General features: G+C 63.9%; 23 protein-coding genes. 2 read left to right on the top strand and 21 right to left on the bottom strand.

Annotated features, from left to right (window positions below; genetic code table 11):
• Positions 1 to 281: 281 nt before the first annotated feature.
• The 13 genes from FFI87_RS04165 to rfbB all read right to left on the bottom strand — a co-directional run bounded on the left by FFI87_RS04165 (position 282) and on the right by rfbB (position 16975).
• Positions 282 to 1472 carry a glycosyltransferase gene (locus FFI87_RS04165; RefSeq protein WP_138848160.1) on the bottom strand — a complete coding sequence of 397 codons (1191 nt, stop codon included), beginning with the start codon at positions 1470 to 1472 and terminating at the stop codon, positions 282 to 284.
• Positions 1469 to 2707, bottom strand: a complete 1239-nt coding sequence (locus tag FFI87_RS04160; protein ID WP_261378538.1) for a glycosyltransferase family 4 protein — start codon at positions 2705 to 2707, stop codon at positions 1469 to 1471. Before FFI87_RS04160 ends, FFI87_RS04165 begins: the two co-directional genes overlap by 4 nt.
• Before the next feature lie 85 nt (positions 2708 to 2792).
• Entirely contained in the window at positions 2793 to 3710 is a 918-nt protein-coding gene (locus tag FFI87_RS04155; protein WP_138848161.1) for an NAD-dependent epimerase/dehydratase family protein, read from the bottom strand.
• Entirely contained in the window at positions 3688 to 4728 is a 1041-nt protein-coding gene (gene gmd / locus FFI87_RS04150; protein ID WP_138848162.1) for a GDP-mannose 4,6-dehydratase, read from the bottom strand. The genes FFI87_RS04155 and gmd overlap by 23 nt, the downstream gene beginning before the upstream one ends.
• A gap of 12 nt (positions 4729 to 4740) precedes the next feature.
• Positions 4741 to 8466: a glycosyltransferase gene (locus FFI87_RS04145; protein ID WP_012363230.1), complete on the bottom strand. Its 3726-nt coding sequence runs from the start codon at positions 8464 to 8466 to the stop codon at positions 4741 to 4743.
• Positions 8466 to 9827, bottom strand: coding sequence for a class I SAM-dependent methyltransferase (locus FFI87_RS04140; RefSeq protein WP_261378537.1), 1362 nt, complete (start codon positions 9825 to 9827; stop codon positions 8466 to 8468). Before FFI87_RS04140 ends, FFI87_RS04145 begins: the two co-directional genes overlap by 1 nt.
• Positions 9794 to 11014: an ABC transporter ATP-binding protein gene (locus tag FFI87_RS04135; RefSeq protein WP_012363228.1), complete on the bottom strand. Its 1221-nt coding sequence runs from the start codon at positions 11012 to 11014 to the stop codon at positions 9794 to 9796. The genes FFI87_RS04140 and FFI87_RS04135 overlap by 34 nt, the downstream gene beginning before the upstream one ends.
• The gene (locus FFI87_RS04130; protein WP_012363227.1) at positions 11014 to 11808 is read right to left on the bottom strand and encodes an ABC transporter permease; all 795 of its coding nucleotides are present in this window, start codon (positions 11806 to 11808) and stop codon (positions 11014 to 11016) included. The genes FFI87_RS04135 and FFI87_RS04130 overlap by 1 nt, the downstream gene beginning before the upstream one ends.
• Complete coding sequence (locus tag FFI87_RS04125; protein ID WP_012363226.1) at positions 11808 to 13256, bottom strand: mannose-1-phosphate guanylyltransferase/mannose-6-phosphate isomerase; 1449 nt, start codon at positions 13254 to 13256, stop codon at positions 11808 to 11810. Before FFI87_RS04125 ends, FFI87_RS04130 begins: the two co-directional genes overlap by 1 nt.
• A 324-nt stretch (positions 13257 to 13580) precedes the next feature.
• A complete protein-coding gene (gene rfbD, locus FFI87_RS04120; RefSeq protein WP_012363225.1) occupies positions 13581 to 14480 on the bottom strand; it encodes a dTDP-4-dehydrorhamnose reductase in 900 nt (299 codons plus the stop codon).
• Complete coding sequence (gene rfbC / locus FFI87_RS04115; protein WP_138848163.1) at positions 14473 to 15024, bottom strand: dTDP-4-dehydrorhamnose 3,5-epimerase; 552 nt, start codon at positions 15022 to 15024, stop codon at positions 14473 to 14475. The genes rfbD and rfbC overlap by 8 nt, the downstream gene beginning before the upstream one ends.
• Positions 15009 to 15902 carry a glucose-1-phosphate thymidylyltransferase RfbA gene (rfbA, locus tag FFI87_RS04110; RefSeq protein WP_138848164.1) on the bottom strand — a complete coding sequence of 298 codons (894 nt, stop codon included), beginning with the start codon at positions 15900 to 15902 and terminating at the stop codon, positions 15009 to 15011. The genes rfbC and rfbA overlap by 16 nt, the downstream gene beginning before the upstream one ends.
• An 11-nt stretch (positions 15903 to 15913) precedes the next feature.
• Positions 15914 to 16975, bottom strand: coding sequence for a dTDP-glucose 4,6-dehydratase (rfbB, locus tag FFI87_RS04105; RefSeq protein ID WP_012363223.1), 1062 nt, complete (start codon positions 16973 to 16975; stop codon positions 15914 to 15916).
• A gap of 345 nt (positions 16976 to 17320) precedes the next feature.
• On the opposite strand from rfbB, the gene FFI87_RS04100 reads away from it, so the two are divergent.
• Positions 17321 to 18160, top strand: coding sequence for a symmetrical bis(5'-nucleosyl)-tetraphosphatase (locus tag FFI87_RS04100; RefSeq protein WP_138848165.1), 840 nt, complete (start codon positions 17321 to 17323; stop codon positions 18158 to 18160).
• Positions 18161 to 18191: 31 nt separating this feature from the next.
• Here FFI87_RS04100 and FFI87_RS04095 read toward each other — a convergent pair whose 3' ends face one another.
• From FFI87_RS04095 to FFI87_RS04060, 8 genes are all read right to left on the bottom strand, one after another.
• Complete coding sequence (locus FFI87_RS04095; RefSeq protein ID WP_138848166.1) at positions 18192 to 19049, bottom strand: lysophospholipid acyltransferase family protein; 858 nt, start codon at positions 19047 to 19049, stop codon at positions 18192 to 18194.
• A 19-nt stretch (positions 19050 to 19068) separates the two neighbouring features.
• Positions 19069 to 20346, bottom strand: a complete 1278-nt coding sequence (locus FFI87_RS04090; protein ID WP_012363220.1) for a dihydroorotase — start codon at positions 20344 to 20346, stop codon at positions 19069 to 19071.
• Positions 20347 to 20407: 61 nt separating this feature from the next.
• Positions 20408 to 21439, bottom strand: a complete 1032-nt coding sequence (locus tag FFI87_RS04085; RefSeq protein ID WP_006751103.1) for an aspartate carbamoyltransferase catalytic subunit — start codon at positions 21437 to 21439, stop codon at positions 20408 to 20410.
• A 74-nt stretch (positions 21440 to 21513) separates the two neighbouring features.
• Complete coding sequence (pyrR, locus tag FFI87_RS04080) at positions 21514 to 22041, bottom strand: bifunctional pyr operon transcriptional regulator/uracil phosphoribosyltransferase PyrR (protein WP_138848167.1); 528 nt, start codon at positions 22039 to 22041, stop codon at positions 21514 to 21516.
• A complete protein-coding gene (ruvX, locus tag FFI87_RS04075; protein WP_011656118.1) occupies positions 22028 to 22477 on the bottom strand; it encodes a Holliday junction resolvase RuvX in 450 nt (149 codons plus the stop codon). The genes pyrR and ruvX overlap by 14 nt, the downstream gene beginning before the upstream one ends.
• Entirely contained in the window at positions 22474 to 23052 is a 579-nt protein-coding gene (locus FFI87_RS04070; RefSeq protein WP_006751106.1) for a YqgE/AlgH family protein, read from the bottom strand. Before FFI87_RS04070 ends, ruvX begins: the two co-directional genes overlap by 4 nt.
• A gap of 182 nt (positions 23053 to 23234) precedes the next feature.
• Entirely contained in the window at positions 23235 to 24560 is a 1326-nt protein-coding gene (locus FFI87_RS04065; protein WP_138848168.1) for a hypothetical protein, read from the bottom strand.
• Between the two features lie 105 nt (positions 24561 to 24665).
• Entirely contained in the window at positions 24666 to 24836 is a 171-nt protein-coding gene (locus FFI87_RS04060; RefSeq protein ID WP_004186709.1) for a rubredoxin, read from the bottom strand.
• Positions 24837 to 25092: 256 nt separating this feature from the next.
• On the opposite strand from FFI87_RS04060, the gene FFI87_RS04055 reads away from it, so the two are divergent.
• Positions 25093 to 25959, top strand: a complete 867-nt coding sequence (locus FFI87_RS04055) for a hydroxymethylpyrimidine/phosphomethylpyrimidine kinase (protein WP_012363217.1) — start codon at positions 25093 to 25095, stop codon at positions 25957 to 25959.
• Positions 25960 to 26322: the final 363 nt, after the last annotated feature.

Raw genomic sequence — 26322 nt, 5'->3', positions numbered from 1 at the left:
CATCTGGCGATGCATCGAGGCATGTGCTGCCGGATGCAACCCTATGGAAAGACACGTCGATGTCCGGGTTCCGTATTAGATGAAGGCTTCGTGCGGCCCGGCTCGCTCCGCTTGCGGGACAGCGGCGTCGCCGCCACGCAATACCGGCCGAAGGCCTTTGGCGGCGGCATGCCGATGGGGCCGCATCGGTGCGCGAACATTGTAACCTTGCCAATCGGCAGCAACCAAGCCTGGCCCCGGCCCGCGCCCATGGGGGCCACGAGCGCCAGACGTGCCGCCGCTCAGGCCAGCAACGCGCTCACCTCGTCGACGAGCGGCGCGAGCATCCGCTCCCAACCGTGCTCGTGCTCGACGAAGGCCCGCGCTCGCGCCGTCATCTCGACCGCCCCGGCCTCGTCGGCGACGAGCTGCTCGATCCGATCGACGAATTCCTCCGGCGTATCCGCGATCAGCAGGTCGCGCCCGCTTTGCGCGCCCAGGCCCTCGTGGCCCAGCGACGTGGTGACCACGGGCAGCCCGAGCGCCATGTATTCGAGAATCTTGTTCTGCACACCTGCACCGATGCGCATCGGGCACACGCCGATTGCGCCGTCGGATGCGGCCTGCGCGACCGACTCGACGCGGCCCGTCACGTCGACGCCGTCATACGCGCGGAATCGTTCTGCAAGTGCGGGCGCGATGGACCCGACGATCCGGAAGCGGTAATCGGCACGCTTGCGCAGCAACGGCAGCACGGCTTCCGCGAAATAGTGGCACATGTCCTGGTTCTGCACGGTACGCATGTCACCGATGAAAATCAGGATCCGGCTCGCCATGCTCCGTGCGGTGTACGGCAGGCCCGACAGGTCCACGCCGTTCGAGCACACCATCACCTTCTTGTCCGGCTCGCCGGGAAACAGGTAGTCGCGATCGGTCCGCGAAACCAGCACCGACAGGTCGAAATCGTCGACGATCGTGCGCTCGTAGTCGAGCAGGCGCTTCGCCTCGATGCCAAACACGCGCGACTTCAGCCCCCGTGCGCGCCGCAACTGCTTCACCCGGCTGTAGTTGAGCGAAATCGCATCGGTCATTTCCAGGACGCGCGGCTTGTCAGACTTGCGGACATACTCGGCGCAGCGCACGAGATGCACGAAGGCGCCGTCGTGCGACGGCAGCAATCGCGTCACCGCCGCCGCAAACGCGCGACTCCGGTAGTACGCCACCTGCAGCGGCGTGCGCGTGGGCAACGCCAGCAACGTATTCAAGTACGATCGCCGACGCGACAGAAAGACCCGTTCGACCCGATCGAATACGCCGTCGTCCGGCAACGCGGCGTGCATTTCGTCGCCGCTCTCGCACATGCTCAGCAGCGTCAGCGAGAATCGACGGGACAGCACACGGCAGAGATGGTAGATCCGCAGCTTGTCACCGCCGATCACCGGATACGGAAACCGCGGCGTCAGCACCAGCAGCTTCTTCTTGTCCTGGTTCATGATAGACGCGCCCAGAAATCCTGAATCAGCGGACGCACCGCCGACTCCGAAAAGGTGCGTGCGCGGGCGACACCGTCGCGGATCGCGACGTCGAATCGCGCGCCGTCGTTCCATACCCTGCGAATCTGCTCGGCCATGTCGTCCACCGAAAAGGGATCGAACTGCAGGCCGCAGTCGCCGACGACCTCGGGCATCGACGTCGTATTGCTGCACGCAACCGGTGTGCCCGACGCCATCGCCTCCAGCAGCGGAATGCCGAACCCTTCGAACAACGAAGCAAAGATGAACGCATGTGCGTGCCGATACTGCTCGCGCAACTCGTCCCGCGAAATATAGCCGAGCAACTCGACCGCACCCGCGAGGCCGAGCGCTGCCGCCCGCCCGAGAAAATGCGCGTGATGTTCGGACTTGATCCCGGCGATCCGGAGCGTGGCGTCATCGCCGAGCGCCGGCCGCGCGATCGCGAACGCCTGCAGGAGGCGATCGACGTTCTTGCTCGGCACCTCGCCCGCGACCGTGAACAGGTACGGCCGACGTGCCGCCGCGCTCACCGGCGCGTCGAACCAGTCGTCCGAAATCATGCACGGGATGACGTGCACGTCCGCCTCGTTCAGCCCGAACGTTTCGACCAGCTCCCGTTGCGTAAACCGCGAGATGGTCAGCACGACGTCGGCCCGGCGCGCCAGCCGCGGCACCACATGGCGGCGATACACGCGCCCGGCGGTCTGATACAGCGACCTCGCAGGCGGCAGCACGCTCCACGGCTGCATGTAGATCAGATCGTAAATGACCGCGATCAATGGCGTGTTGCCGGTGGCGCGCAGCGGCCCGGTGTTGTACGGGCACAGCAGATAGTCCGGTTTATGCTCGCGGCACAATCGCGGCAACTCGACCTGCTCCCACCACGGGAAGAAACGGCGCCCTTGGCTGACGCACTGCCATTCGTCGGTGCTCACGCCGCCTGGCGCAAAGCCCAGCACCGACTCGCCGATCGGCGCCACCAGTTGACGGGCAAAACGCCCCATGCCGCGGTAGTTGCCGACCATCCAGGTGATGTCCACCCCCAACTTCACGCGGTGCTCCTTGAAGCAAACCCTTCGGCGAACGACGAGGATTTCCCGGCTTGGCGAAGCCGGTGATCGCCGGCTTCGCCACAGACACCGGTGGTACGAATGCGGTCGTTTGGCGAGCGGCGTTGCACCGGCAAGCCGAGCCGCGGCGATACTTTGCCGCACCTCTTGCGTTCGATATGCTGAACATGCTCACGCACCGAACCATACGCACTACGCCGAGCCAGCGCGGTCGTGCCGAAACCAACCTTCACGCACGCCCCCCGTCAAACATCCAGCGCAACGTGGTTTCCAGCGGAATATCCTCGAGCGGCCCGACAGCGGCCTGCAGGCGCGAGCCATCGCCCTGCAATCGGCGCACTTCGTTCGCACGCACGAAGGCCGGATTGACACGGACCTCGATCGAATAGCCAGCGATCTGCTCCATCGTCGCGATCACCGACTTCAGCGACACCGCCCGACCGGAGCAGACGTTAAACACGCCGCCGGCGGGCGCGAGCTGCAGCAGGCGCCGATACGCATCCACCACACGGCGCACGTCCGAAAAATCGCGCTCGACATCGATATTTCCAAGCTCGATCACGCGCTCCCCGCGCTGGAAATGGCCGACGATCTTCGGGAGCAGGAACTGCGATGATTGGCCAACGCCCGTGTAGTTGAACGGGCGTGCGACGATGATCGGCAGCTTGTCATGCCACAGGCGCGCCATGTATTCCATCGCCAGCTTGCTGACCGCGTAATCGTTAGCCGGATTCGGTTCGACCGATTCGTCGATTATCTCGACCGCCGCATTGCCATAGATGTTGGCGCTGCTCGCGAGCAGAACCGCATTCGGCCGCTTCCCGTGCGTCGCCAGCGCCTCCAGCAGGTTACGCGTGCCGACCACGTTCGTGCGATAGATTGCGTCGGCGTCGCCATGCGCAACGAACGCGATCGCGGCGAGATGTGCGACCACGTCCGGCTGCACGTCAGCAACGACTTTCGCCAGCTCCGCACGGTCGCACAAATCCACCCGATACGTGTCGACGCCGGTCGCCTCGGCATCGTGCGCCGTGCCGAACACGCGATAGCCGGCAGCCCTCAGCGACTGGGCCAGATAGTCGCCGGTAAATCCGCCGAGCCCTGTGACGAGCGCGCGCGGCGCGTCAGAACGAAAAGCCGCGCTCATTGCGTCGCAGATCCGCTTCAACCATCATGGCGCACAACTGCTCGAGCGTCGTCTTCGGCTCCCAGCCCAGCTTCTGCTTCGCCTTCTCCGGATTACCGATCAGCAGGTCGACCTCGGCCGGACGATGGAACTTCGGATTCACGCGGACCACCGTCTTGCCGGTTGCGACGTCGACAGCGATCTCGTTCGCGTCGCTGCCCTTGAACTCGAGATCGACGCCGGTCGCCTTGAACGCCATACGGACGAAGTCACGCACCGTTTCGGTACGGTTCGTGGCCAGCACATAGGTATCCGGCTCATCGGCCTGCAGCATGCGCCACATGCCTTCGACATATTCCTTCGCAAAGCCCCAGTCGCGCTTCGCATCCATGTTGCCCAGCTCGAGCACGTCGAGCTGGCCGAGCTTGATCTTCGCGACGGAGTCGGTGATCTTGCGCGTGACGAATTCGCGGCCGCGCAGCGGCGATTCGTGATTGAACAGGATCCCGCTGCAGCCGAAGATATCGTAGCTCTCGCGGTAGTTCACCGTGATCCAGTGCGCATACAACTTCGCCACGCCATACGGGCTGCGCGGATAAAACGGCGTCGATTCGATTTGCGGAATCGCCTGCACCTTGCCGAACATTTCGGACGTGCTTGCCTGGTAGAAACGGATCTTCGGGTTGACGATGCGGATCGCCTCGAGCAGGTTCAGCGGACCAATGCCCGTGATCTCCGCGGTCGTGACCGGCTGGTCGAAGGACACGCCGACAAAGCTCTGCGCCGCCAGGTTGTAGACTTCCGTCGCGCCGGTCGTCTGCAGCAGACGGATGCTGGCCGACAGATCGGTCAGGTCGTACTCGACCAGATGCAGGTTCGGATGCTTGGCGATACCCAGCTCTTCGATACGCCAGAAATTTACCGAGCTGGTGCGACGGTAGGTGCCATAGACCGTATAGCCCTTGTCGAGCAGCAGCTCCGCAAGATAGGCGCCGTCTTGTCCGGTGATGCCGGTGATGATGGAAATTTTCTTAGACATAATAGACCTGCTTTAGGAACACGCTTCTTTGCGCGTGAGAATTTTTGCCAAATGTTGGGCACTCTGCGCCCAAGTCAGGAAAGGCATGCCGCGAGACGACGGCGCCTGCTGCACTGCTCGAAGCTCGAGCCATGCCTTGATCTCTGTCGCCAAATCGCTTCCGTCCCGCGCGGAAAAGTAAAACGCATACTCGCCGGCTACTTCACGAAACACCGGCAGATCGCGGGCGATAATCGCCAGTCCGTGCTGCGCTGCTTCAATCAGCGGCAAACCAAAGCCTTCACCATAGGATGCCGCAATCAGGCACGAACTCGCATCGTAGATTTTTTCCAGATAGCCGTCCGAGACGCCTTCCAGCCAAAACAGATGGCGTCCCTGCTCCGCGTGTGCCCGCAACCTTGAGATCAGATCCTCGACCATCCACCCCTGCCGCCCCACGATCACTAGGTTGACGTCCTGATTCTCGCGCCACAGCCGCTCGAATGCATCCAGGACCTGGACATGGCCTTTGCGCGGCTCAATGGTGCCGACCATCAGAAACGTCGGGACACCACGCAGGTGTTGGAGGACTTTATGGCCGTCGTGCGGGATCTCCGACGAATTCACGAAATTCTCGATATCCGCGCCTAGATGGAACCAGTCGATTTCAAACGACTGCAACCGCTGCGGGGCGTGCGCATCGAGCCACGTCGACAGATCCGTCGCCACCGCCTTTGAAATGCACAATGCACCGTCACTTTCCGCCACGACATCGAGCCAGCCCGCAAACCCGTCCGCGGCACCGGGGATGAAGTATTGTGGAAGTAGTACGCACAACAGATCGTAGACGACAAACTTGACCTGGACACCCTGCAATTGCAGACTCCGGTAAAACGCCCGCTGCGCAGGAACGACCTGGGGCTGCAGATCAAGGCCGACGAATACGTCTCCGGGCGCATAATCGATCGGCTCGTCCTGCAGCCAACCGTCCTCGAACCCCATCATCCGCATCGTGAAATCACGCGCATAGCGATATGAATTCGTTGTCGTCGCATAAACCGGTTCGACCCGGAAGCCATCAGGCGGTGAGTCCAGCCATTCCTTCAGCAGATTGCGTACCACACGCTGGATGCCACTTCTAGCATCTACCCGGACGAGTTCGGAAATATCAACCAGCAACTGCCGCTTGTTGTTGCGTGGCACAAAATTCCTCGCGGTAGTCAGCGCCCACGCGCGCAACTGGTCGTCACTCGCCTGGCCCGCCCGCCGCGCGACTGCACGTGACAACATGAGAGGATTCGCTTCGGCCCGAAGATAGAACCGTTCGATCGCATTGCGATACTGCTCGGCACAGACGTCCGGGGCATGATCGGCCACGATAATATCCCGTGCACGTACACCCATCCGCTGCCGGCGCGCAGTGTCCGAACGCAACGTCTCCAATGCCTCGACCAGTTGGTCGTCGGAGAACTCGTCCGGCAGCATCCACACCGCCTCGCGGTCCAGGTCGGCCATGCTTCCGTTTGCGTTAACGATCGTCGCCGTGCCGTAATTCATGCAGTCCAGGACTGCTGCTGAAGTCTCGCCTCTGGAAAGAGTCCTCAACTGCACGCCAACATCGGCTGCAGCCAGATAACGACGAAAAGTTGACGCATCGACCCAACCCGTAATGCGGACTCTGGCACCCGCTCCCATTTGCCGAATGCTACGAACGAATTCTTCACCATACTGAGTGGGCTGATTTTCTCCGACAAAGATCAAATGACATGCCGGATCACGCGCCAAGGACGAACGCCCCCACGCACGCAGCAAACGATGATTCAGTTTGGAAGGCCCTAGCGCCCCAAACGCACAAACCACGTAGTCGCTCCCGCCAAACCCTAACGCTTCACGCGCCTCGGCTCGACTCGACTCGATGTTGGCTTTGCGCATAAGGGGAATCACGGCCCAATCCATCGTATCGCCGCCATACCAATCCCGGGCCAATTGCAACGAATTTGCCGAGTGAACGATCAAGCCCAGGCTCTTCTGAACAACGCTCAGGCTGCATGGAAACTCCCAGACGACATCCGCCATGTCCTCCTTCTGATGGCGGGCCCTCAAGCCGACATACCCGTGCGCGTCGTACAGCGCCCTTGACCAGCCGTCGGGACGATTCCCGTGAATGGCCATGTGCGCAAGGATCCCCGACAGAAAGAAATCGTGCAGCACGACCACGCCCGGTACGGCTTCCAGCAATGGAAACATGTACTGGTGAAACGACGAGTTCCCGAAATGATAGAGCACCCGATCATACGAATCCGCATGCTTGCGCAGCCACGCCGGCGTTTTCACCGAAACGTGCTCGGACTGCCCGGACTGCATGTTTCCCGCTTCACTGGGGTCGACGATAACGTCAATATCGTAAAAACGTGCCAGTTCCGGGAGCAGTTCCGCGCTGTAGTCAGCAATCCCCGTGCGAGCCGGCGGCAACGGCGACACATACGCCAGCCGCGGACGTCGCGACTGAATATCCGGCTCGCGTCGTTCGTCCCGCCACGCTTGAAGCCGTCGCTCCATTGCGTCGAGCGCGCAACGCCCGCTTTGATCCCACGAAAATTTCCCGGCCTGACGCGTACCGCGTTCGATCAGTGCCTGACGATAGTCCTCGTCCGTCAAACCACGCTGCATATAGCGCGCGATCTCTTCATCGGACGTGGGATCGAACAGCGCGTCGCCCCATCCAATCACTTCGGGAATGGCTGACGTATTCGCGCCGATAACGGGTGCGCCGCAACGCATCGCCTCTAGTACCGGCAAACCGAATCCCTCGTACCACGAAGGAAAAACAAACAACCGGCACAGGTTGTAGAGCGCCAGCAGTTCCTCGTCCGGCACGAATCCTGTGCATACGACATCATCCGCGTCTAGGCCGACCTGCCGGGCCACACGCATCAGCGCGTCACGGCTGGCCGGCTGAATCGAACAAACGATCGCGAGTTGGTGCGACTTCCGCAACGCAAGCGGTAACAACGCGAACGCGCGAATCAGGCCCTCGATGTTCTTGCGGTGGTCAATACCGCCCGTATACAGTACGAACGATTTCGTCAGCCCGTATTTGTCCCGCAATGCCGATTCTCGCTCGGGAGCAATCTGTTCCGGCCGAAACCGCGCATCGACATCGGCGGACACGTTCACCGACCACTGGGGTGAGAGATCCAGATGCTTGATACCGTCCGAGCGCGACGATTCGGAATTCGCCAGCCAAAGATCAGCACATCGAAGATCCTCAACTTTCGCCAAGTACCAATCCTTGAAACGAGGATTATCCAGATAAGGCTTGGCGTAGATGTACGGAATCAGGTCATGCAACGTGACCGCGACCGGAACATTCGTCTGAAGCGCGTGAATGCTGGTAATCGAATCGTCGCCAAAACCTTCGAAGTAATTCCCGATATAAATAAAATCCGGCCGCAGGCTCGTCAGAAATGCCTCATAAGTCAGTTCACCTGACTGGCGACGCCACAGATTGGCTTTATCGGCACAGGCAACCGGCCCCGCCACATGCCAGACGTAGATGTCGCGCGGCGACAGGATGGCTTCGAACTGCTCACGCAGAATCCGCGCGGATTCCTCGAAGGCTCCGTTCAGCGCAAGGATGATTTCATGTTCACCGCGATTCCGAATCATCGCCTTAACGATGGACTCGGTGTAAACTCCCACGCCGCGATTGCGCGAGTTCGGGCTCTGCGCCCCTTGCATGTCAACAACGATTCGCATTATTCGGCATTCCCATTTTCTTCCGTGAGTGCAGACTTCAATGCCATGAACGCTTCGCGCGCACGAGGCGTCAAACCATCATCATCTATCTGCTTCCTCTGCAACGGTTGAGCAGGCGCGCCGACGATAATCCGGACGAGTCGCTGCTTAACGCCGGGCATCCTATTCAATACTCGGACGGCCAGCCGTCTTAGCTCCGGATTGCGATTGGCGTATGCAACGCCGCGAAACAACGCGCGACGCATACCGGATTTGCAAGCGCCTTTCGCTTCACGGGCATGTGTTACAACGCTACGCATCGGGGCAGTAATACGCCATGACGTGCTGTCGTAGACCGCCTGCAATTTCTCGGCCGTATGCTGCGCTTCGTCGCGGACACGCCCGTGCTCGCCATGGACCGCCCCGATCGCATCCTGGACTTGCCCTAGATCGCCCCGAACTCGTCCAAGTTCGTCGAGGACTTGCCCCAGTTCGCTGCGGGCATGCCTCAATTCATCGACGACCAGTCGCAATTCGCTACGGACCTGTCCAATTTCATCGTGAGTCTTTCGGATCTCATCTGCAGATCGCTCGTGCTCGCGCGCTTCCCCTTGCTCGAATCTGGCTGCCAAATCTGCCAGCGCAAGACCGTAGTCGGCATTGAATGCTTCGTCGAATGCTGCGGCCTCTTCTGCACTACATGATTTCTGCGCAACGATGGCGTAGTCAGGGCTGACGCCACCCAGCACGTCGAGCAGATGAATTCGTGCGCCCTCGTCCTGTAACGAAGGGGCTTCCTGCAGCCGAAGCCGCTTGACGCGCGCAAAACCGGCATACTCGCCGACGAAACTGAGTAACTCGGGAGGAATCGGCTGCTTGTGACTCGGGTCCAGATAGAAATTGCAGCCGGCAACGACGATATTTTCCGGGTTCGGCGTCTCGAGAATCAGAAGCCCGCCAGGTTTCAATACGCGCAACGCTTCGCTGACGATCCTGCGCACCTGCTCGAAGGACACATGCTCGACAACGTGAAAAGCCGAGATCAGCACGTGGCTGTCCGAATCAAGCGAGGCCAGATATTCGATTGCATCACCCTGAAATACCGGCAGGCCGCGTTCGCGGCATGCTTCCAGCATATCGGCATCGAGGTCCACCCCGACCGGGGCGAAACCCGCCTCAGTCATGAGTTCCAGCCACTCACCGCGACCGCACCCCAGGTCGAAGACTTTTCCGCCCGGGTAAAGCGCGGCGAGCGGCGTGATGAACGGGAGGTATTTCGCCAGTCGGCCCTTGATCAGTTCCCTCGAACCGCGGTGCTGATCTTCAAACGCGCGATAAAAACTGTCCACTACGGCAAGCTCCTCACGGTCGTCGGTAGCCATGCCACGCCGACGAAATTTTCCATCTTCTTGTTGACGACGTTGAATACCAAAGCGCGGTCACGCCACTGATAGTTGTTCACGACATGGGCGTCGCCCGTGTGCAGCGCCACCGCGACCGAGTAACTTCCCACCCCGATGTTCGCAGTGAATTCGAAGTGCAACTCGACCGACTGGCCAGCATCGAGATCGACCAGCACCTGCTTCAGGTGATAGGTATTCGTTCCGAACACTGTCTGACCAAGACGATCCTTGATCATGTATCCGACCACGAGCTCGGGGATCGCTTCGACACAGCGGACCTTGACGCGCAGCGCGACCGGCTGGCCGACACCGGCGACCTCGATGAGCTGCCCAGACTCGTCCAACAGATCGACCGATTCGATCACGGCTTCGCCCGTTCCGGACACGGTCTGCACAGCACCGCTCGCCAGCGTTTCCTGCCGGATTCCGTGATCCTTGCGATCGGCCAGCATCGCGTTGTAGTAATCCATGACCGCCTCGGGCGCGCCTTCCATCTCCAGCCGCCCTGCATTCAGCAGGATTGCGTGATCGCAGATGGCCTGGATCGCTGCCTTGTCGTGCGCGACGATCAGAAGCGTCGTGCCTTGCGTGCGAAACTCGCGAATACGATCGAAGCTCTTGTGCTGGAAATATGCATCGCCGACCGACAATGCCTCGTCGACGATGAGCACATCAGGCCGACGGGCCGTTGCGACGCTGAACGCGAGGCGCACCTGCATGCCGCTCGAATACACGCGTACCGGCTGGTCGATGTATTCGCCGATTTCGGCGAATGCCTCGATTTCGGGCATCAGCGCCAGCAGTTCATCAACCGAATAGCCGAGGAGTTGCCCGGCCATCATCACGTTCTGGCGACCGGTGAAATCCGGATGAAACCCCATCCCGAGTTCCAGCAGCGCAGCGACACGACCGGTCATCGTCACGCTGCCGACGGTCGGCTGCGTGGTCCCGACGATCATCTTCAGCAACGTGCTCTTGCCCGCACCGTTGATGCCGATGATGCCCAGCGCCTCGCCGGCGCGCACCGTGAAGTTCACATCCCGCAGCACCCAGTGCAACGTGTGATGCTGCTTGCGGCGCGGATCCAACCATTCGACCAGACGCGACCAGCGTGTCGGGTACTGCTTGTAGGCCTTGCCCAGATTGCTAACGGTAATGGTGCCCATCAGAGTTCATCCACCATTTCGCCCGCGTGCCTGCGGAACAGACTGAAACCGAGAAGGCACCAGCCGACGCCCAGTGCCGTTATGAACCAGAGTTGCGACCAGTCCGGCCACTGGCCCTGCATCATCACGACCTGGAACGCCTGGATCAGCGGCGCCATCGGATTGAACTGCATGCCGGCCTGGACCGGCTTGGGCAGGATTTCGATCGAATAGACGATCGGCGTCAGCCAGAACCAGAAATTCAGCACGATGTTGAAGAATTGCCCGACGTCGCGGAAAAACACGTTGAGCACGCCGAGCGTGATCCCAAGACCGATCGCAAACAGCGTCAGCAGCGTCAGCAACGGAATGACGGCGATGAACGCGACGCCCGGGAAGTTGCCGGTCAGCAGCAGGAACGCAACGAACAACCCGAACACGATCGCGAAGTTGACCAGCGAGTTGGCGACCACAATCACCGGCAGACACAGCCGCGGGAAACTAAGCTTCTTGATCAGGTTCGCGTTTTCGATAAACGAGTTCTGCGCGCGACTGACGACTTCCACGAACATCCCCCACGGCAACATGCCCGCGCACAGGTGAATGCTGTACGCGAAGCTGTTGTCGACGCCGGGCAACCTCGTATGCATCACACGCGAGAAGATCACCGTGTAGACGACGATCATCGCCAGCGGATTGAGGACGGTCCATGCCGCGCCAAGCAGGGAATTCCGGTACTTCGACTGGAACTCCCGCTTGACGCTTCCCAGAATGAAGCCGCGATACGCCCAAAGGGCTCTCAGCATCCCCAGCATCAAGCCCGCCCGTATACATCTTGGAAACGAACGATGTCGTCTTCTCCGAGATATTCGCCGCTCTGTACCTCGATCATCACGAGGTCCAGCACGCCCGGGTTCTCGAGGCGGTGCTTGTGGCCGGCAGGAATGTAGGTCGATTCGTTGGTCCGGACGAAGATTTCGTTATCGCCGTTGACGACCTTGGCCATCCCGCTGACGACGATCCAGTGCTCGCTGCGGTGGTGGTGCATCTGCAGGCTCAGGCTGCCGCCCGGCTTTACTTCGATGCGCTTGATCTTGAAGCGCGGCCCTTCTTCCAGCACCGTGTAGGTGCCCCACGGGCGGCTCACTGTGCGATGCAACTTGTAGGCGTCGTGATTGCGCTTCTTCAAACGGGCGACGACCTGCTTCACATCCTGTGCGCGATCGGGATGCGCAACCAGCAGTGCATCCGGCGTGTCGATGATCATCAGGTCAGCCACGCCGACCGACGCCACCACGCGGTCCTGCGTCTGCACGTACATGTTCCGGCTGTCGACGAAAATCGCATCGCCAATGGCCCGGTTGCTGTCCTCGTCCGGCGCGACCAGGTCACGCACCGCCCCCCACGAGCCGATGTCGCTCCAGCCGAAGCTGGAGGGCACGACCGCCACGTTCGACGAGCGCTCCATCACTGCATAGTCGATCGAAATGTCGGGCATCTTCTCGAACGCGTCGGCGGGAATCTCGAGCATCTGCGTCGACGTCTTGTTGGCTTCCTGAAGCGCGACCCAGCACGCTTCGGCGGCCGCTGCGACATCCGGTGCATGACGGGCCATCTCGTCGAGAATGACGCCCGCCTTGAAACAGAACATGCCCGAATTCCACAGGTAGTTGCCCGCGGCCAGATACTCGGCCGCCTTCGCTGCATCCGGCTTCTCGACGAAGCGCAGCGCGGCCCGGCCCGCGCCGACCGATTCGCCCGCCTCGATATAACCGAAACCGGTATCCGGACTCGTCGGCACGATGCCGAACGTGACGAGCCGGCCCTGATTCGCCAATTCGACCGCGCTCGCGACGGTAGCCACGAAGCCTTTCTGGTCTTGAACAAGGTGATCGGCTGCCAGCACCAGCATCAGCGCGTCGCGCCCGTACTTGTCGGCGACATGGTGCGCCGCCATCGCCACCGCAGGCGCGGTGTTGCGGCCAGTCGGTTCGAGCATGAATACACCGGGCCGCTGCTCGCCGAACCCGGCGCTCACGAACTCGTCCTTGCTCATGAAGTAATAGTCACGGTTCGTGACCGTGAGCAATTCTCCGTGCGGCGACTCCTCGCCGTCCCCGACCACTGCAGCTGCACGGCGGTAAGTTTTCAGCAGCAAACTCTCGCCATCAGCGAGCTTCATGAATGGCTTGGGATGCCCTTCGCGGGAAACAGGCCAAAGTCGCGTACCGGCACCACCGGACAGGATGACGGGGATCAACATCACATTCACTCCAGATTTAATATTCGCTGGCGAAGTCAACGTCTTCGCCACTTACATCAATAACCAGTTGGCGTGGTCGCCAGCCTGTCATGCCACATCTGACCGGAACAGAATTATAGCCGGCGGACTTCACTCGCCGAATACGCCCGCTGCCCTGGACGGCGCCCGGGAAAGCCAGGACTGCTCACCGGACAGCCGCACGCCAGTCGGACGTTACGGAACGGTCACATAAATCTCGCCTATGCCCCCCCGATGATCGGCCATCACCATCGTCATCCGGGGGTTTGCCTGCTCTTCGGCCATACCGTGCCGGGCTCGCGCGCGTCACTCCGACAGACACAGTTCCAGCGCATCGCGCCAGTCAGGCATGCGCACACCGAATGTCGCAGTCAGCTTGTCGAGCGCCAATTTCGAGTTCGCAGGCCGCTTCGCCGGCGTCGGGTAGTCGACCGAAGCGATCGGCACGACTTTCGGGGCATGCGGCGCCAAGGCGGCCGCAAAGATCGCTTCGGCAAAACCGCACCACGACGTCGCGCCTGCCGACGTGAAGTGGTACACGCCGGCGCGCTGCTTCAACCAGTCGGCATCGGCCGATGCCGTACTCTGCGCAACGATATGTGCCGTTGCCGCGGCAATGGTCTTCGCCCAGGTCGGCGCGCCGACCTGATCCGCGACGACGCGTAATTCCGAACGTTCACGCCCCAGCTTCAGCATCGTCAACAGGAAATTCCGCCCACGCCGGCCATACACCCAACTTGTGCGCAGAATCAGGTGTGCGCATCCCGTCGCAGCGATGGCCCGCTCACCCTCAAGCTTGGTCGCGCCGTAAGCATTCACGGGATTCGGCGCGTCGGTTTCCGTATACGCGCCCGCCTTCGTGCCATCAAACACGTAATCGGTCGAATAATGAATCAGCGCGCCGCCGGTGCGCGCCATCTCCTCGGCGAAGATTCGCGGCACGTCCGCATTCAGGCGCCGTGCGGCATCGACTTCGCTCTCGGCCTTGTCCACCGCCGTATAAGCCGCCGGATTCACGATGAGGGATGGCTTCAGGTCCCGCACGAACGCGCGCACTCGATCGAGATCCGAAAGATCCAGCGTCGACCGATCGCACGGCACCACGCGCCCGAGCCCTTGGAGCGACCGCAGCAATTCGAACCCGACCTGGCCGTTCACGCCAGTCACGAGGATCGTCGGTTCAGGATGCACACCACCCTCACGCATAGACTTCCGCCTCGCTCAAACGCTTGCCCGCCGCGTCCTTCGGAGCCAAGACCGGTGCCGCATCGATCGGCCATTCGATCCCGATTTCGGGATCGTCCCACACGATGCAGCGCTCGTGCTCCGGATACCAGTAGTCGGTCGTCTTGTACAGGAACTGCGCGGCCTCCGACAACACGACGAAGCCGTGCGCGAAGCCGGGCGGCACCCAGAGCTGGCGATGATTGTCCGCCGACAGCGTCACGCCGACCCACTTGCCGAAGTCCGGCGAACTGCGCCGGATGTCGACGGCAACGTCGAATACCTCGCCTTCCACCACCCGCACGAGCTTCCCCTGCGCATGCTGAACCTGATAGTGCAACCCGCGCAGCACGCCCTTCGCCGAACGCGAGTGATTGTCCTGCACGAATTCGATGCCGGGCCCGATATGCTCGGCGAATTCCCGCCCGTTGAAGCTTTCGTAGAAATACCCGCGCGCATCCCCGAATACCTTCGGCTCGATGAGCTTGACGTCGGGCAGCGCCGTTGCCGTTACTTGGATTGCCATGCGACCTGACTCGTGAGAAGACTCGTGAGGTACTGCCCGTAGGCGTTCTTCGACAATGGCTCGGCCAGCTTCTGTACCTGTTCCGCATCGATCCAGTTACGGCGGTACGCGATCTCCTCGGGGCAAGCGACCATGAGACCCTGACGCTTCTGAAGGGTCGCAATGAAAGTGGCAGCCTCGATCAGCGAATCATGCGTGCCGGTGTCGAGCCATGCGTAGCCGCGCCCCATGATCTCGACATTCAGCGCGCCCGCAGCGAGATAGCGCGAATTGACGTCGGTGATTTCCAGCTCACCCCGCGGCGACGGCTTGATGTCCGCCGCGATATCGCACACGCGATTGTCGTAGAAGTACAGGCCCGTGACCGCGTAGTGCGAACGCGGTTTGACCGGCTTTTCCTCGATCGACACCGCACGGAAGTCCTGGTCGAATTCGACGACGCCGTAACGCTCCGGATCGTGCACGTGATAGGCGAACACCGTCGCGCCCGCATCCTGCGCGTCCGCGCGCTCGAGCTGCTTCGCCAGGTCGTGACCATAGAAGATGTTGTCGCCAAGGATCAGCGCCGACGGATCCCGGCCAACAAATTCCCTGCCGATGATGAATGCCTGCGCAAGGCCGTCCGGCGAAGGCTGCACGGCGTACTGGATATTCATTCCCCACTGGCTGCCGTCGCCGAGCATGGCTTCGAAGCGCGGCGTGTCCTGCGGCGTCGAGATGATCAGGACGTCGCGAATGCCCGCGACCATCAGCGTCGAGAGCGGGTAATAGATCATCGGCTTGTCGTAGACCGGCAGCAGCTGCTTCGAGACCGCATGCGTGATCGGATACAGACGCGTGCCGGAACCGCCGGCGAGAATGATGCCCTTACGTGCCATCGATGAACTCCTCAAGCGCGCGCTGCGTAGTTGGTTTCAACCCACTTGCGGTATTCACCCGAGGCCACTTCGTCGACCCACACCTGGTTGTCGAGATACCACGCGACCGTCTTCGCCAGACCGGTCTCGAACGTCTCCGCGGGCTTCCAGCCGAGCTCGCGCTCGAGCTTGCGCGCATCGATCGCATAACGACGATCATGGCCGGGACGGTCCGTCACATAGGTGATCTGGTCGCGGTACGAACCCGCGGCCTTCGGGCGTGCCTGATCCAGCAAATCGCACAGCGTATGCACGACCTCGAGGTTCTTCTTCTCGTTCCACCCGCCGACGTTGTAAGTCTCGCCGGGCACGCCGCGCGCGAGCACTTCACGAATCGCGCTGCAGTGGTCGCCGACGTACAACCAGTCGCGCACGTTCTGCCCGTCACCGTAGACCGGCAGCGCCTTGCCGGCGAGCGCATTGGCAATCATCAGCGGAATGAGCTTCTCGGGAAACTGGTACGGACCGTAGTTGTTCGAGCAGTTCGTGGTGAGCGTGGGCAAGCCGTACGTATGATGATAGGCGCGCACCAGATGATCGGAGCCCGCCTTGGTCGCCGAATACGGGCTGTTGGGCGCGTACGGCGTGGTTTCCGAGAACTGCGGATCGGCGGCCGACAGCGAGCCGAACACTTCGTCCGTCGATACGTGCAGAAAACGAAAGGCCGACCTGTCCGCTTCGTTCAGGCCGTTCCAGTATGTCCGTGCGGCTTCGAGCAGCGTGAACGTGCCCACCACATTGGTCTGAACAAACTCCGCGGGCCCGTGAATCGAGCGATCGACATGGCTTTCAGCGGCGAAATGCAGGACAGCGCGGGGCTGGTATTCGGCGAACAGCGCGTCGAGCGCAGCGCGATCGCAGATGTCGGCGCGTACGAACACGTGTTTCGGGCTCCCGTCCAGCGACTGCAGCGTGCGAAGGTTGCCAGCGTAGGTCAGCTTATCGACATTGAGCACGGCCTCGTCGGATTGACGCAGCCAGTCGAGTACAAAATTTGCGCCGATAAAACCCGCGCCACCCGTCACCAGGATCATGAGGCTCCCTTTAGTCGTCCGCGGCAGGCCTCGAGCACGAGCCGCCCCCATTTCGAACAGCGACAACGTCAAGGTGCGCGTCGCTCAAGGCGGGCATTCTAACTTCTCACCGTGACCGTCAAAGTCATGAAATGCTAATTTTGTCGAGGAAGCGGCAATTATAGGAAGCAAGTGGCTTCAAAATCCATGGTGCTAACAACTTGAAACAGTGACCCCATACTCGCCGACACGAGTGAAATTATGTTTTAAATCAACCTGTTAAGATGGAACAAAGTTGTGCCCGGGCGTATTGTGGCGCCCGCGCCATTTTCCAATCAGCGTCAAGACTTGCAATATCCACCTCTCATGCCGCCCACCCCCATCGCCATCGGCGACATCCAAGGCTGTCATTCCGCTTTCCACTCGCTGCTGGAAAAGCTTTCAGCCCCCGCCGACACCCCGCTATGGATCGCCGGTGACGTCGTCAACCGCGGCCCCGAGTCCCTCGCCGCGCTGCGCGCCCTCGTGGATCTCGGCCCGCGCGCGACCGTCGTGCTCGGCAACCACGACCTCCACCTGCTCGCGGTTTCCGCGGGCATCCGCACCGAACGCCCGGGCGACACCATCGGCGAAATCCTCGACGCACCCGACGCCGACGCGCTGCTCGAATGGGTCCGTCACCGCCCATTCGCGCATTTCGAACACGGGATGCTGCTCGTGCACGCGGGCGTGCTGCCGCAATGGGACACGTCACTCGCGCTCGAACTCGCCGACGAATTGCAGCGCGCGCTGCGCGCGCCGGACTGGCGCGAAACGCTACAAAACCTGTACGGCAACGAGCCGAACCGATGGAGTCCGTCCCTGAAGAAACGCGACCGGATGCGCGTCGCGTTCAACGCGTTCACGCGCCTGCGCTTCTGCACGCCCGACGGCGCGATGGACTTCAAGGCCAACGGCGGCCCCGACAGCGCGCCGCCCGGTTACCTGCCGTGGTTCGACGCGCCGAGCCGCCGCACCGAAGACGTGACGCTCGTGTTCGGCCACTGGGCGGCACTCGGCCTGATGCTGCGCGACAACGTCGTCGCGCTCGATTCGGGATGCGTGTGGGGAAACCAGCTATCGGCCGTGCGGCTGACTGCCGACCCGGCACAGCGCACGGTCACGCAGGTGCAATGCGAAGCGTGCCGCACACAGGGCGGCGAATAGCCCGCACGCGACACGCGCGGGCAAAAGAACATCACCCCTCGCGTCCCGGCACCGGCTCCTCGGCCGCTGCCTCACCCGCCGCCCCCGCGCCGACTTCGGTTGCCGGATACGCATGCCGCTCGAGTTCCGCCAGCGACTCGGGCGACGGCTTGCCGACCTTCGCCTGCAGCGTCTCGAGCGCGGCCGCGATCGCGTCGCGCGCCGCCGCGGAGGTCGCGCGGCGGTCGCCGCCCGGCGCGATCGGCTCGCACACGTACAGGTGCGCGACGAGCGGGCCGCCGCGCAACACCATGTCGAGCGACTTTCCGAGCGACAGCTCGCCCGTGTAGGCCGGCGCGACCGACTGCCGCCCCTGCGCGTCCTCGTACATCAGGCAGACCGGCTGCACCGCGCAGCCGGCCGACACCGCGGCCTGGAACAGGTTCGCATGGAACGGCAGCAGCGCCTGCCCGTCCGACGTGGTGCCCTCCGGAAACACGCACATCAGCCCGCCGTTGCGCAGGCGCTCGGCCATCTCGTGCATGATCCGCATCGCCTCGGTACGCTTCTCGCGCTGCAGGAACACGGTATCGAGCTTCTCCGCGAGCCAGCCGACGACCGGCCACTGCCGCACCTCGGCCTTCGACACGAACGGCGTCGGCCGCCACGCGTTGATCGCATAGATGTCGATCCACGACACGTGATTGCCGACCACGAGCGCGCTCGCGTCGAGCCGCGCGCCGTCGTTGTGGACGACGAGACGCATCCCGCAGATGCGCAGCATCTTGATGGACCAGCGGCGCGTCATCTCGGCGCGACGCGCGGGCGTGACATGCGAAAAGCGCAGCGCGACGATCGTCATGCCGCGCAGCAGGTGAAAGACGAGACGCAGCTTGCGAAGGGCGGTCATGGCGAGGATCCGGCGTGGTTCAGTGGCGCTCGAACGCGACCTGCCCCGCCACGAGCGTCGCGCGCACGCAGGCCGGCAGTTCGTAGCCGAGGAACGGCGAGTTGTGCCCCTGGCTCTTCAGCGCACGCGGCTCGACGCGCCAGTGCGCGCGCGGATCGAATACGCACAGGTCGGCCGCGGCGCCTTCGGCCACGCGGCCGGCCGGGAGTTGCAGCACGTCGGCCGGCGCGGCCGTGATGCGGCGCAGCGCCTGCGCGAGCGGCGTGTTCGTTTCATCGGCCCACTTCACCGTGAGCGACAGCAGCAGTTCGAGCCCCGTCGCACCGGGCGTCGCTTCGGCGAACGGCAGCAGCTTCTCGTCGTCGTCGACCGGCGTGTGATCGGAGCAGATCGCGTCGATCGTGCCGTCGGCGAGGGCTGCGCGGATTGCTTCGCGGTCGCGCTCGCCGCGCAGCGGCGGGTCGAGCCGGAACTGCGAATCGAAGTAGCCGATGTCGATGTCGATCAGGTGCACGTGATTCACACCGACGTCGCACGTCACGGGCAGCCCCTCCGCCTTCGCCTCGCGCACGAGCGCGAGGCCGGCCGCCGACGACAAGCGCGCGAGGTGCACGCGCGCGCCGGTCACGCGCATCAGTTCGAAGATCGTGTGCAGCGCGATCGTCTCGGCCGCGACGGGCACGCCGGACAGCCCGAGCCGCGACGCAAGCGCGCCGCTCGCGGCGACGCCGCCACGGCCGATGAACGCGTCGAGCGGACGCAGCCACGTGGTGTAGCCGTAGGTGCTCGCGTACTGCAGCGCGCGCAGCAGCACCTGCGTGTCGCGCACCGGCACGTTCGCGTGCGTGAAGCCGACGCAGCCCGATTCGGTCAGCGCGACCATCTCGGTGATCACCTCGCCCTTCAGGCCGACGGTGAGCGCGCCGAGCGGATGGACGTTGGCCTGGTGCAGGTTGCGCGCGCGGAACTTGAGCATCTCGACGAGGCCCGGCTCGTCGAGCACGGGGTCGGTGTCCGGCGGGCACACGAGGGTCGTGACGCCGCCCGCGACGGCCGCGGCCATCTCGGACGCGAGCGTGGCCTTGTGCTCGTAGCCGGGCTCGCGCAGCCGCGCGCACAGGTCGACGAGGCCGGGGGCGACGATCAGGCCGGACGCGTCGATCGTCTTCTCCGCGTTGAAACCGGCCGGCGTGGTGCCGAGCGCGGCGATCTTGCCGTCCGCGACGAATACGTCGGCCTGCCGCTCGGTGCCGGCGACTGGATCGATCAGCGTGCCGCCTTGGATATGAATCTTCATGCGCTGTCTGTGAATGCGTTGATTGCGTTGAATGCCTGGATCAGGATGCGCGAAAGCGGGCTCAGTCGCTGTTGCCGGCGACGATGCCCATCACCGCCATCCGCACGGCGATGCCGAACGTGACCTGGTTGAGGATCACCGACTGCGGACCGTCGGCGACCTGCGAGTCGATCTCGACGCCGCGGTTCATCGGCCCCGGGTGCATCACGATCGCGTCGGGCGCGGCGAGCGCGAGGCGCTCGGGCGTCAGGCCCCAGGTCTTGAAGTACTCCTGCGCGGACGGCAGCAGCGCGCCGCTCATCCGCTCGTTCTGCAGGCGCAGCATGATGATCACGTCGACGCCCTTCAGCCCTTCGTCGAGGTTGTTGAACACCTTCACGCCCATCTGCTCGAGACCGCCCGGCAGCAGCGTGCGCGGGCCGATCGCGCGCACTTCCGGCACGCCGAGCGTGGTGAGCGCGTGGATGTCGGAACGCGCGACGCGCGAATGCAGGATGTCGCCAACGATCGCCACGCGCAGCTTCGTGAAGTCGCGCTTGTAGTGGCGGATCGTGTACATGTCGAGCAGGCCCTGCGTCGGGTGCGCATGGCGGCCGTCGCCGGCGTTGATCACGTGCACGTGCGGCGCGCAGTGCTCGGCAATCAGGTACGGCGCGCCGCTCGATGCGTGACGCACGACGAACAGGTCGGCATGCATCGCCGACAGGTTGTTGATCGTGTCGAGCAGCGACTCGCCCTTGCTCGTCGACGACGCGTTGATGTTCAGGTTGAGGACATCGGCCGACAGGCGCGTCGCGGCGATCTCGAAGGTCGTGCGCGTGCGCGTCGAATTCTCGAAGAACAGGTTGAACACCGACTTGCCGCGCAGCAGCGGCACCTTCTTCACCTCGCGGTCCGTCACGCTGACGAACTGCTCGGCCGTATCGAGAATGTGATTGACGATCGAGCGCGGCAGGCCCTCGATCGACAGCAGGTGTTTCAGCTCGCCGTTTTTCGTGAGCTGCGGGTTGCCCTTCAGGAAACCGTAGCGGAACCGCTCGGGGCTCGCGGCCGCGGCGGGATTGCCGGTGCGGCCAGTGGTGTCGGTGGTCATGGTGTGCGTGATTCCAACTATGCAAACGGGCCGCGGCGCGAACCGGCGGCCCGGGATACGGTTTCGCGGTGCGCTCAGGCGCCGTGCGCCTCGCTGTGGGCCTCGATATGCAGCGTGAGCTGGGCGGCTTCGTCGCGCGCGAGCACGAGCGTCGCATCGGCCGGCACGTCGAGCGTGCCGCCCGCGAAGCGCGCGGCGACCGGCAGCTCGCGGCCGCCGCGATCGGCGAGCACCGCGAGCTCGACCGCGGCCGGACGGCCGTAGTCGAACAGTTCGTTGAGCGCGGCGCGCACGGTGCGGCCGGTGTACAGCACGTCGTCGACGAGCACGATGCGCGCGCCGCCGACTTCGAACGGCAGCGACGTCGGACTGGCCTGGCTGTGCAGCCCCTTCTTCGCGTAGTCGTCACGATGCAGCGCGACGTTCACGACGCCGAACGCCGGCGCGCCGAGATCGCGCGCGAGGCGCTCGGCGAGCCACGCGCCGCCGCTGTAGATGCCGGCGAGCCGCGGGCCGCCCGGCTCGGCGAAGGCCGTGCCGTATGCGCCGCGAATCTGCTCGAGCAGGACGCGGTAGAGCGCGTCGGCGTCAATGGTGCTCATGGTCGGACAATTGATCGAGATATTGTTGAAGGATCACGCGCGCGGCCTCGGCATCGAGCATCTCGGCGCGGGCGCGCCCGCGCACGTTGCGCTCGCGCAGCCCGGCCTCGGCCTCGACCGACGAATAGCGTTCGTCGACCCACGTGACGGGCAGCCCGAAGCGGCCGTTCAGCTGGTTGCCGAAGCGCTTCGCCTGCTGCGTCATCTCGTGCGGCGTGCCGTCCGGATGCATCGGCAGGCCGACGACGAGCGCGTCGGGCCGCCATTCGGCCAGCAGGTCGCCGACCGCCTTGAAGCGGTGTTCGCGGTTCAGGTTGGGAATCACGACGAGCGCGCGGGCCGAGCGCGTCAGCGCATTGCCGATTGCGACCCCGATCCGCTTCTCGCCGTAGTCGAACCCCAGCAGCGTCGCATCGCGCGCACTCGCGCCACTCATGCGTGCCCTGCTTCGCCGGACAGCATCGACGAGCTGACGCCGAGCAGCCCGAGCGCGGCTTCGAAACGCTCTTCGGCCGGCGTGTCGAACACGATGCGCGGATCGGCGGCGACCGTCAGCCAGCCGTTGCGGGAAATTTCTTCCTCGAGCTGCCCGGCGCCCCAGCCTGCATGGCCGAGCGTCAGCAGGAAACGCTTCGGGCCGGTGCCCGTCGCGACCGCCTCGAGCACGTCCTTTGACGTCGTCATCTCGAGCCCGCCCTCGACCGACATGGACGAGTTGTAGTTCGCGCCCTCGACCGGCTCGTGCAGCACGAAGCCGCGCTCGGTCTGCACCGGGCCGCCGAAGTACACGGGAATGTGCAGCAGCGGCTCGATGTCGAGCTTCAGGTCGATGCGGTTGAACAGCGATTCGAGGTCGATGTCGGTGGGACGATTGATGACGAGGCCGAGCGCTCCGCGCTCGCTGTGATCGCAAAGATAGACCACCGTTCCTGAAAACGTCGGATCGGCCATGTTGGGCATGGCAATCAGGAACTGGTTGGTGAGATTGATGCGATCGGAAGGCTTTGACATGGTTTGAATTTTAGCAAAGACGCCGCGACCTGACCGGGCCGCGATCAACAAGCAACGCCGCGCGACGCTGGCAACGACGCACGCGGATCACACGGCACTCTAACACGCGCGCGGGCGCTGTCGGCAGCGTGTTGCCGGCCCGCGCGACAAGGGCTGCCGACGTGTACGCGCCGCGTGGCGCATCAGGTCCGGCCGAGCGCCTCGCCGAGCGCGCCGGACGCCGCGGTCAAGTCCGGCGGCGCCACCCCCGCGGCGATCTTCAGCAGCGCGCCGCGCAGCAGGTCGGACGCGCGGCGGTGCGCACCGAGCCCGTCGCCGGCGAGCGGCACGCCGTGCGCGGCACGGCGCCATGCCAGTCCGAGCGTATCGGCCAGCAGCGCCGCGTGGCCGAGCCCGAGCGCGCACGCGGCCGTCCCGACCCGATAGGCGGCCGCGGATGCGCGCCACGCGGCCCCGGCATCGGCCGCGGCCGGATCGAGCGCGAGTTCGGCCATCGACGCATCGGCGGTCTGCAGGAAATCCTCGTACGCATGCGCGTTGACGGTCACGACCCCGAGCATGCGGGTGGGCGCCACCGCGACCGCATCATGCTCGGCCTGCGCGGCGCCGGCTTCCCACAGCGCCTCGGACGCGGGCGTGCCGGCGACGTGCCAGTCCACGGTCAGTCCATAGTCGTGCAGCACGTCGACGAGCGCGACGTCCTCGGCAGCCGCGCCGAACAGCGCGAAATCGCGCCATAGCAGCGCGACCGTCTCGCGCACGAGCGCCGGCGGCGCATGGCGCCTGCCCTGCGCGTGCTCGCCAAGCAGCAGGTTGGTCCGTGCGAGGAAGCGTTTCAGTTCGGGCGCGTTGCTGGCGCGCAGCGCGCGCAGGCACGCTACGGCGAGCCGCCAGAAGTCATACGGGCCGTCGGCGGCCAGCGCGGTCACGATCGCATCGAGCTCGTCGAGCGCGGCGTCCGGCGATCCGTTCGGCGTGCCATTCGGCGATCCGTTGGCAGTGCGCAGTACGCCGAGCAGCGCCTGCTCGTAGCGGGCCCGCGCCCGGCTCGCGAACGCACCGGACATCGGCCGCAGCGTCGCCGGCGGCATCGCGCGCCCGACGAGGGCCAGCACGTCGAGCGGCACGCTCGCGTGCAGGTCGGCCGCGCCTTGGGCACGCAGCGCACGGAAATGGTCGAACAGAAGCGGCGAGCAGGCCAGCTCGCGCAGATTGTGGCGCCCGACCGCCGCGCGGAAATCGCGCAGCGCGATACGCCAGCCAGCGGAAGTCGGTTCGGCTGCGGCGAGCGGCGCCGCGGCGGCGAGTTGCCCCGCGAAACGGGCGGCCGGCAGCCAGCCGGCCTCCGCCAGCACGGCGGCGGCGGCCGACAGCGGCGCGGCCGCGTCGTCGCGACGCTCGAAGGCGTCGGCGGCCGCCGCGAGCCACGCTTCGGCCGCGTGCACGGCCCCGCCACGCGGGTTGGGCAGTGCGTCAGGGAGGGGAACGTTCGCCGGATCGGACGTCATGGACACGCGCGCCTGTCATCGTCTAGTCGCTCGCGCCGCCCGCGGCGCGCAAGCGCCGGGCAACCGCGAGGCCGCGAGCGGTGTGTCCGTGGGCCGAGGGTCCGATCAGATCTGGACCATCTCGAAGTCTTCCTTGCGGGCACCGCATTCGGGGCACGTCCAGTTGATGGGGACGTCTTCCCAGCGCGTGCCCGGGGCGATGCCCTCTTCGGGCAGTCCGGCTTCTTCGTCATAAATCCAGCCACAAATCAGGCACATCCAGCTCTTGTATTCCATCTTAAGCCGCGTCGGGGAAAAGTCGGTAAATTCGGGAGCCATGATGGTACCGTGTCGGGGCCGGACTGCCTAGCAATCGCGCTGGAGTACAGCGACTACGTTGCGTTGGGCTAAAAAATCCGTCGTGCGGGCCGGATTTCCGCCGCATAATGCCTAAAAAGTGCGGCCTGCCGGGGCAACACCGGGCCAAACCGCCCACTTCCCTCGCCGTCCGCAATTCCGTCGCTTCCCCGTTTTTTTCTTGCCCTTTTTTTACATGTCCAGCAACGCCCCTCCGATCGTCCTCACCTTTGGCCTGTCCGATCCCACCGGCGGCTCCGGCATCCAAGCCGATCTGATGACTCTGGCGAGCATGGGCTGTCACGGCGTGTCCGTCCTGACGGGCTATACCGTGCGCGACTCGGCCGCCTGCGACGAAGTCACCGGCCTTGATCCGGATGTCGTCGCCGCCCAGGCGCGCATGCTGCTCGAGGACATGCCGATCGCCGCGTTCAAGATCGGCGCGGCGACGCGCGCGGAAGTCGTGAGCGCGATCGCTGAAGTGGTCGCCGACTACGACGGCGTGCCGCTGGTGCTCGCACCGGACTTCACGCTCGACGACGAGCACGTGCTCGCCGCCGACGACCTGCGCGAATCGATCGCCGACCTGCTCGCGCCGCAGACGACGCTGCTGGTCGCCGACCACGCGACGCTGCTCGCACTCGCGCAGCCGGACGGCGACGCCGAGGCGCCGAATCTCGACGCGGCCGTGTCGCACCTGCTGTCGCAGGGCTGCGAGTACATCCTGTCATCGGAAACAGGCTCGCACCGGCTCGTCAACACGCTGTACGGCGAGGAAGGCCAGCTCCGCGAAGACATGTGGGATCGTTCGCCGCACCGGCTGATGGGCATCACCGACACGCTCGGCGCGGCGATCGCGGCACTGCTCGCGAACGGCCAGGAGCCGCCCGAAGCGGTGCGCGAAGCGCAGGAATACCTGTACCAGGCCGTGCGCGACGCGTTCCGGCCAGGCATGGGCGCGTATCTGCCGGACCGGTTCTTCTGGGCCCGCAGCAACGACGATGCGGACACGCCGCCGGCCGTGAAGGCCGATCCGGCGCCGAGAACGTCGCACCGGCATTGAGAGCGCTGGGCGGGTCTATGCTGCCCGCCCTTCCTCACGTCGTTTTGCCCCGACGATCGGCATCGGTATACCGGACGAAGCTGGAAAGCGACTTCCTTTTAGGGCTTTTCACGCCGACGCGTGCGCGCACCCCCTCGGATGCGAACGATGCACCGACAACGGCAGCATCGTGCCATCCGCTGGAATTCCCATCATCACGCCGGACTAAAAGAACCCGGAATTCGAACCGGTCCCATATATCGCCCCCCCTCAACCTGTTAGTTTTATTAAACCCAAGGCCAGCAGCATGCCCGGCTAAATGGTTTGAAAAATTCGACCGACAGGAACCGATATGGTGACTCAAGCAGCATCGAAGACCGGCTT

This window comes from Burkholderia sp. KBS0801 (assembly GCF_005937855.2).
Lineage (GTDB): Bacteria > Pseudomonadota > Gammaproteobacteria > Burkholderiales > Burkholderiaceae > Burkholderia > Burkholderia ambifaria.
Note: the sequence above shows the minus strand (reverse complement) of the source record. Positions and strands in the feature narration are given on the sequence as shown.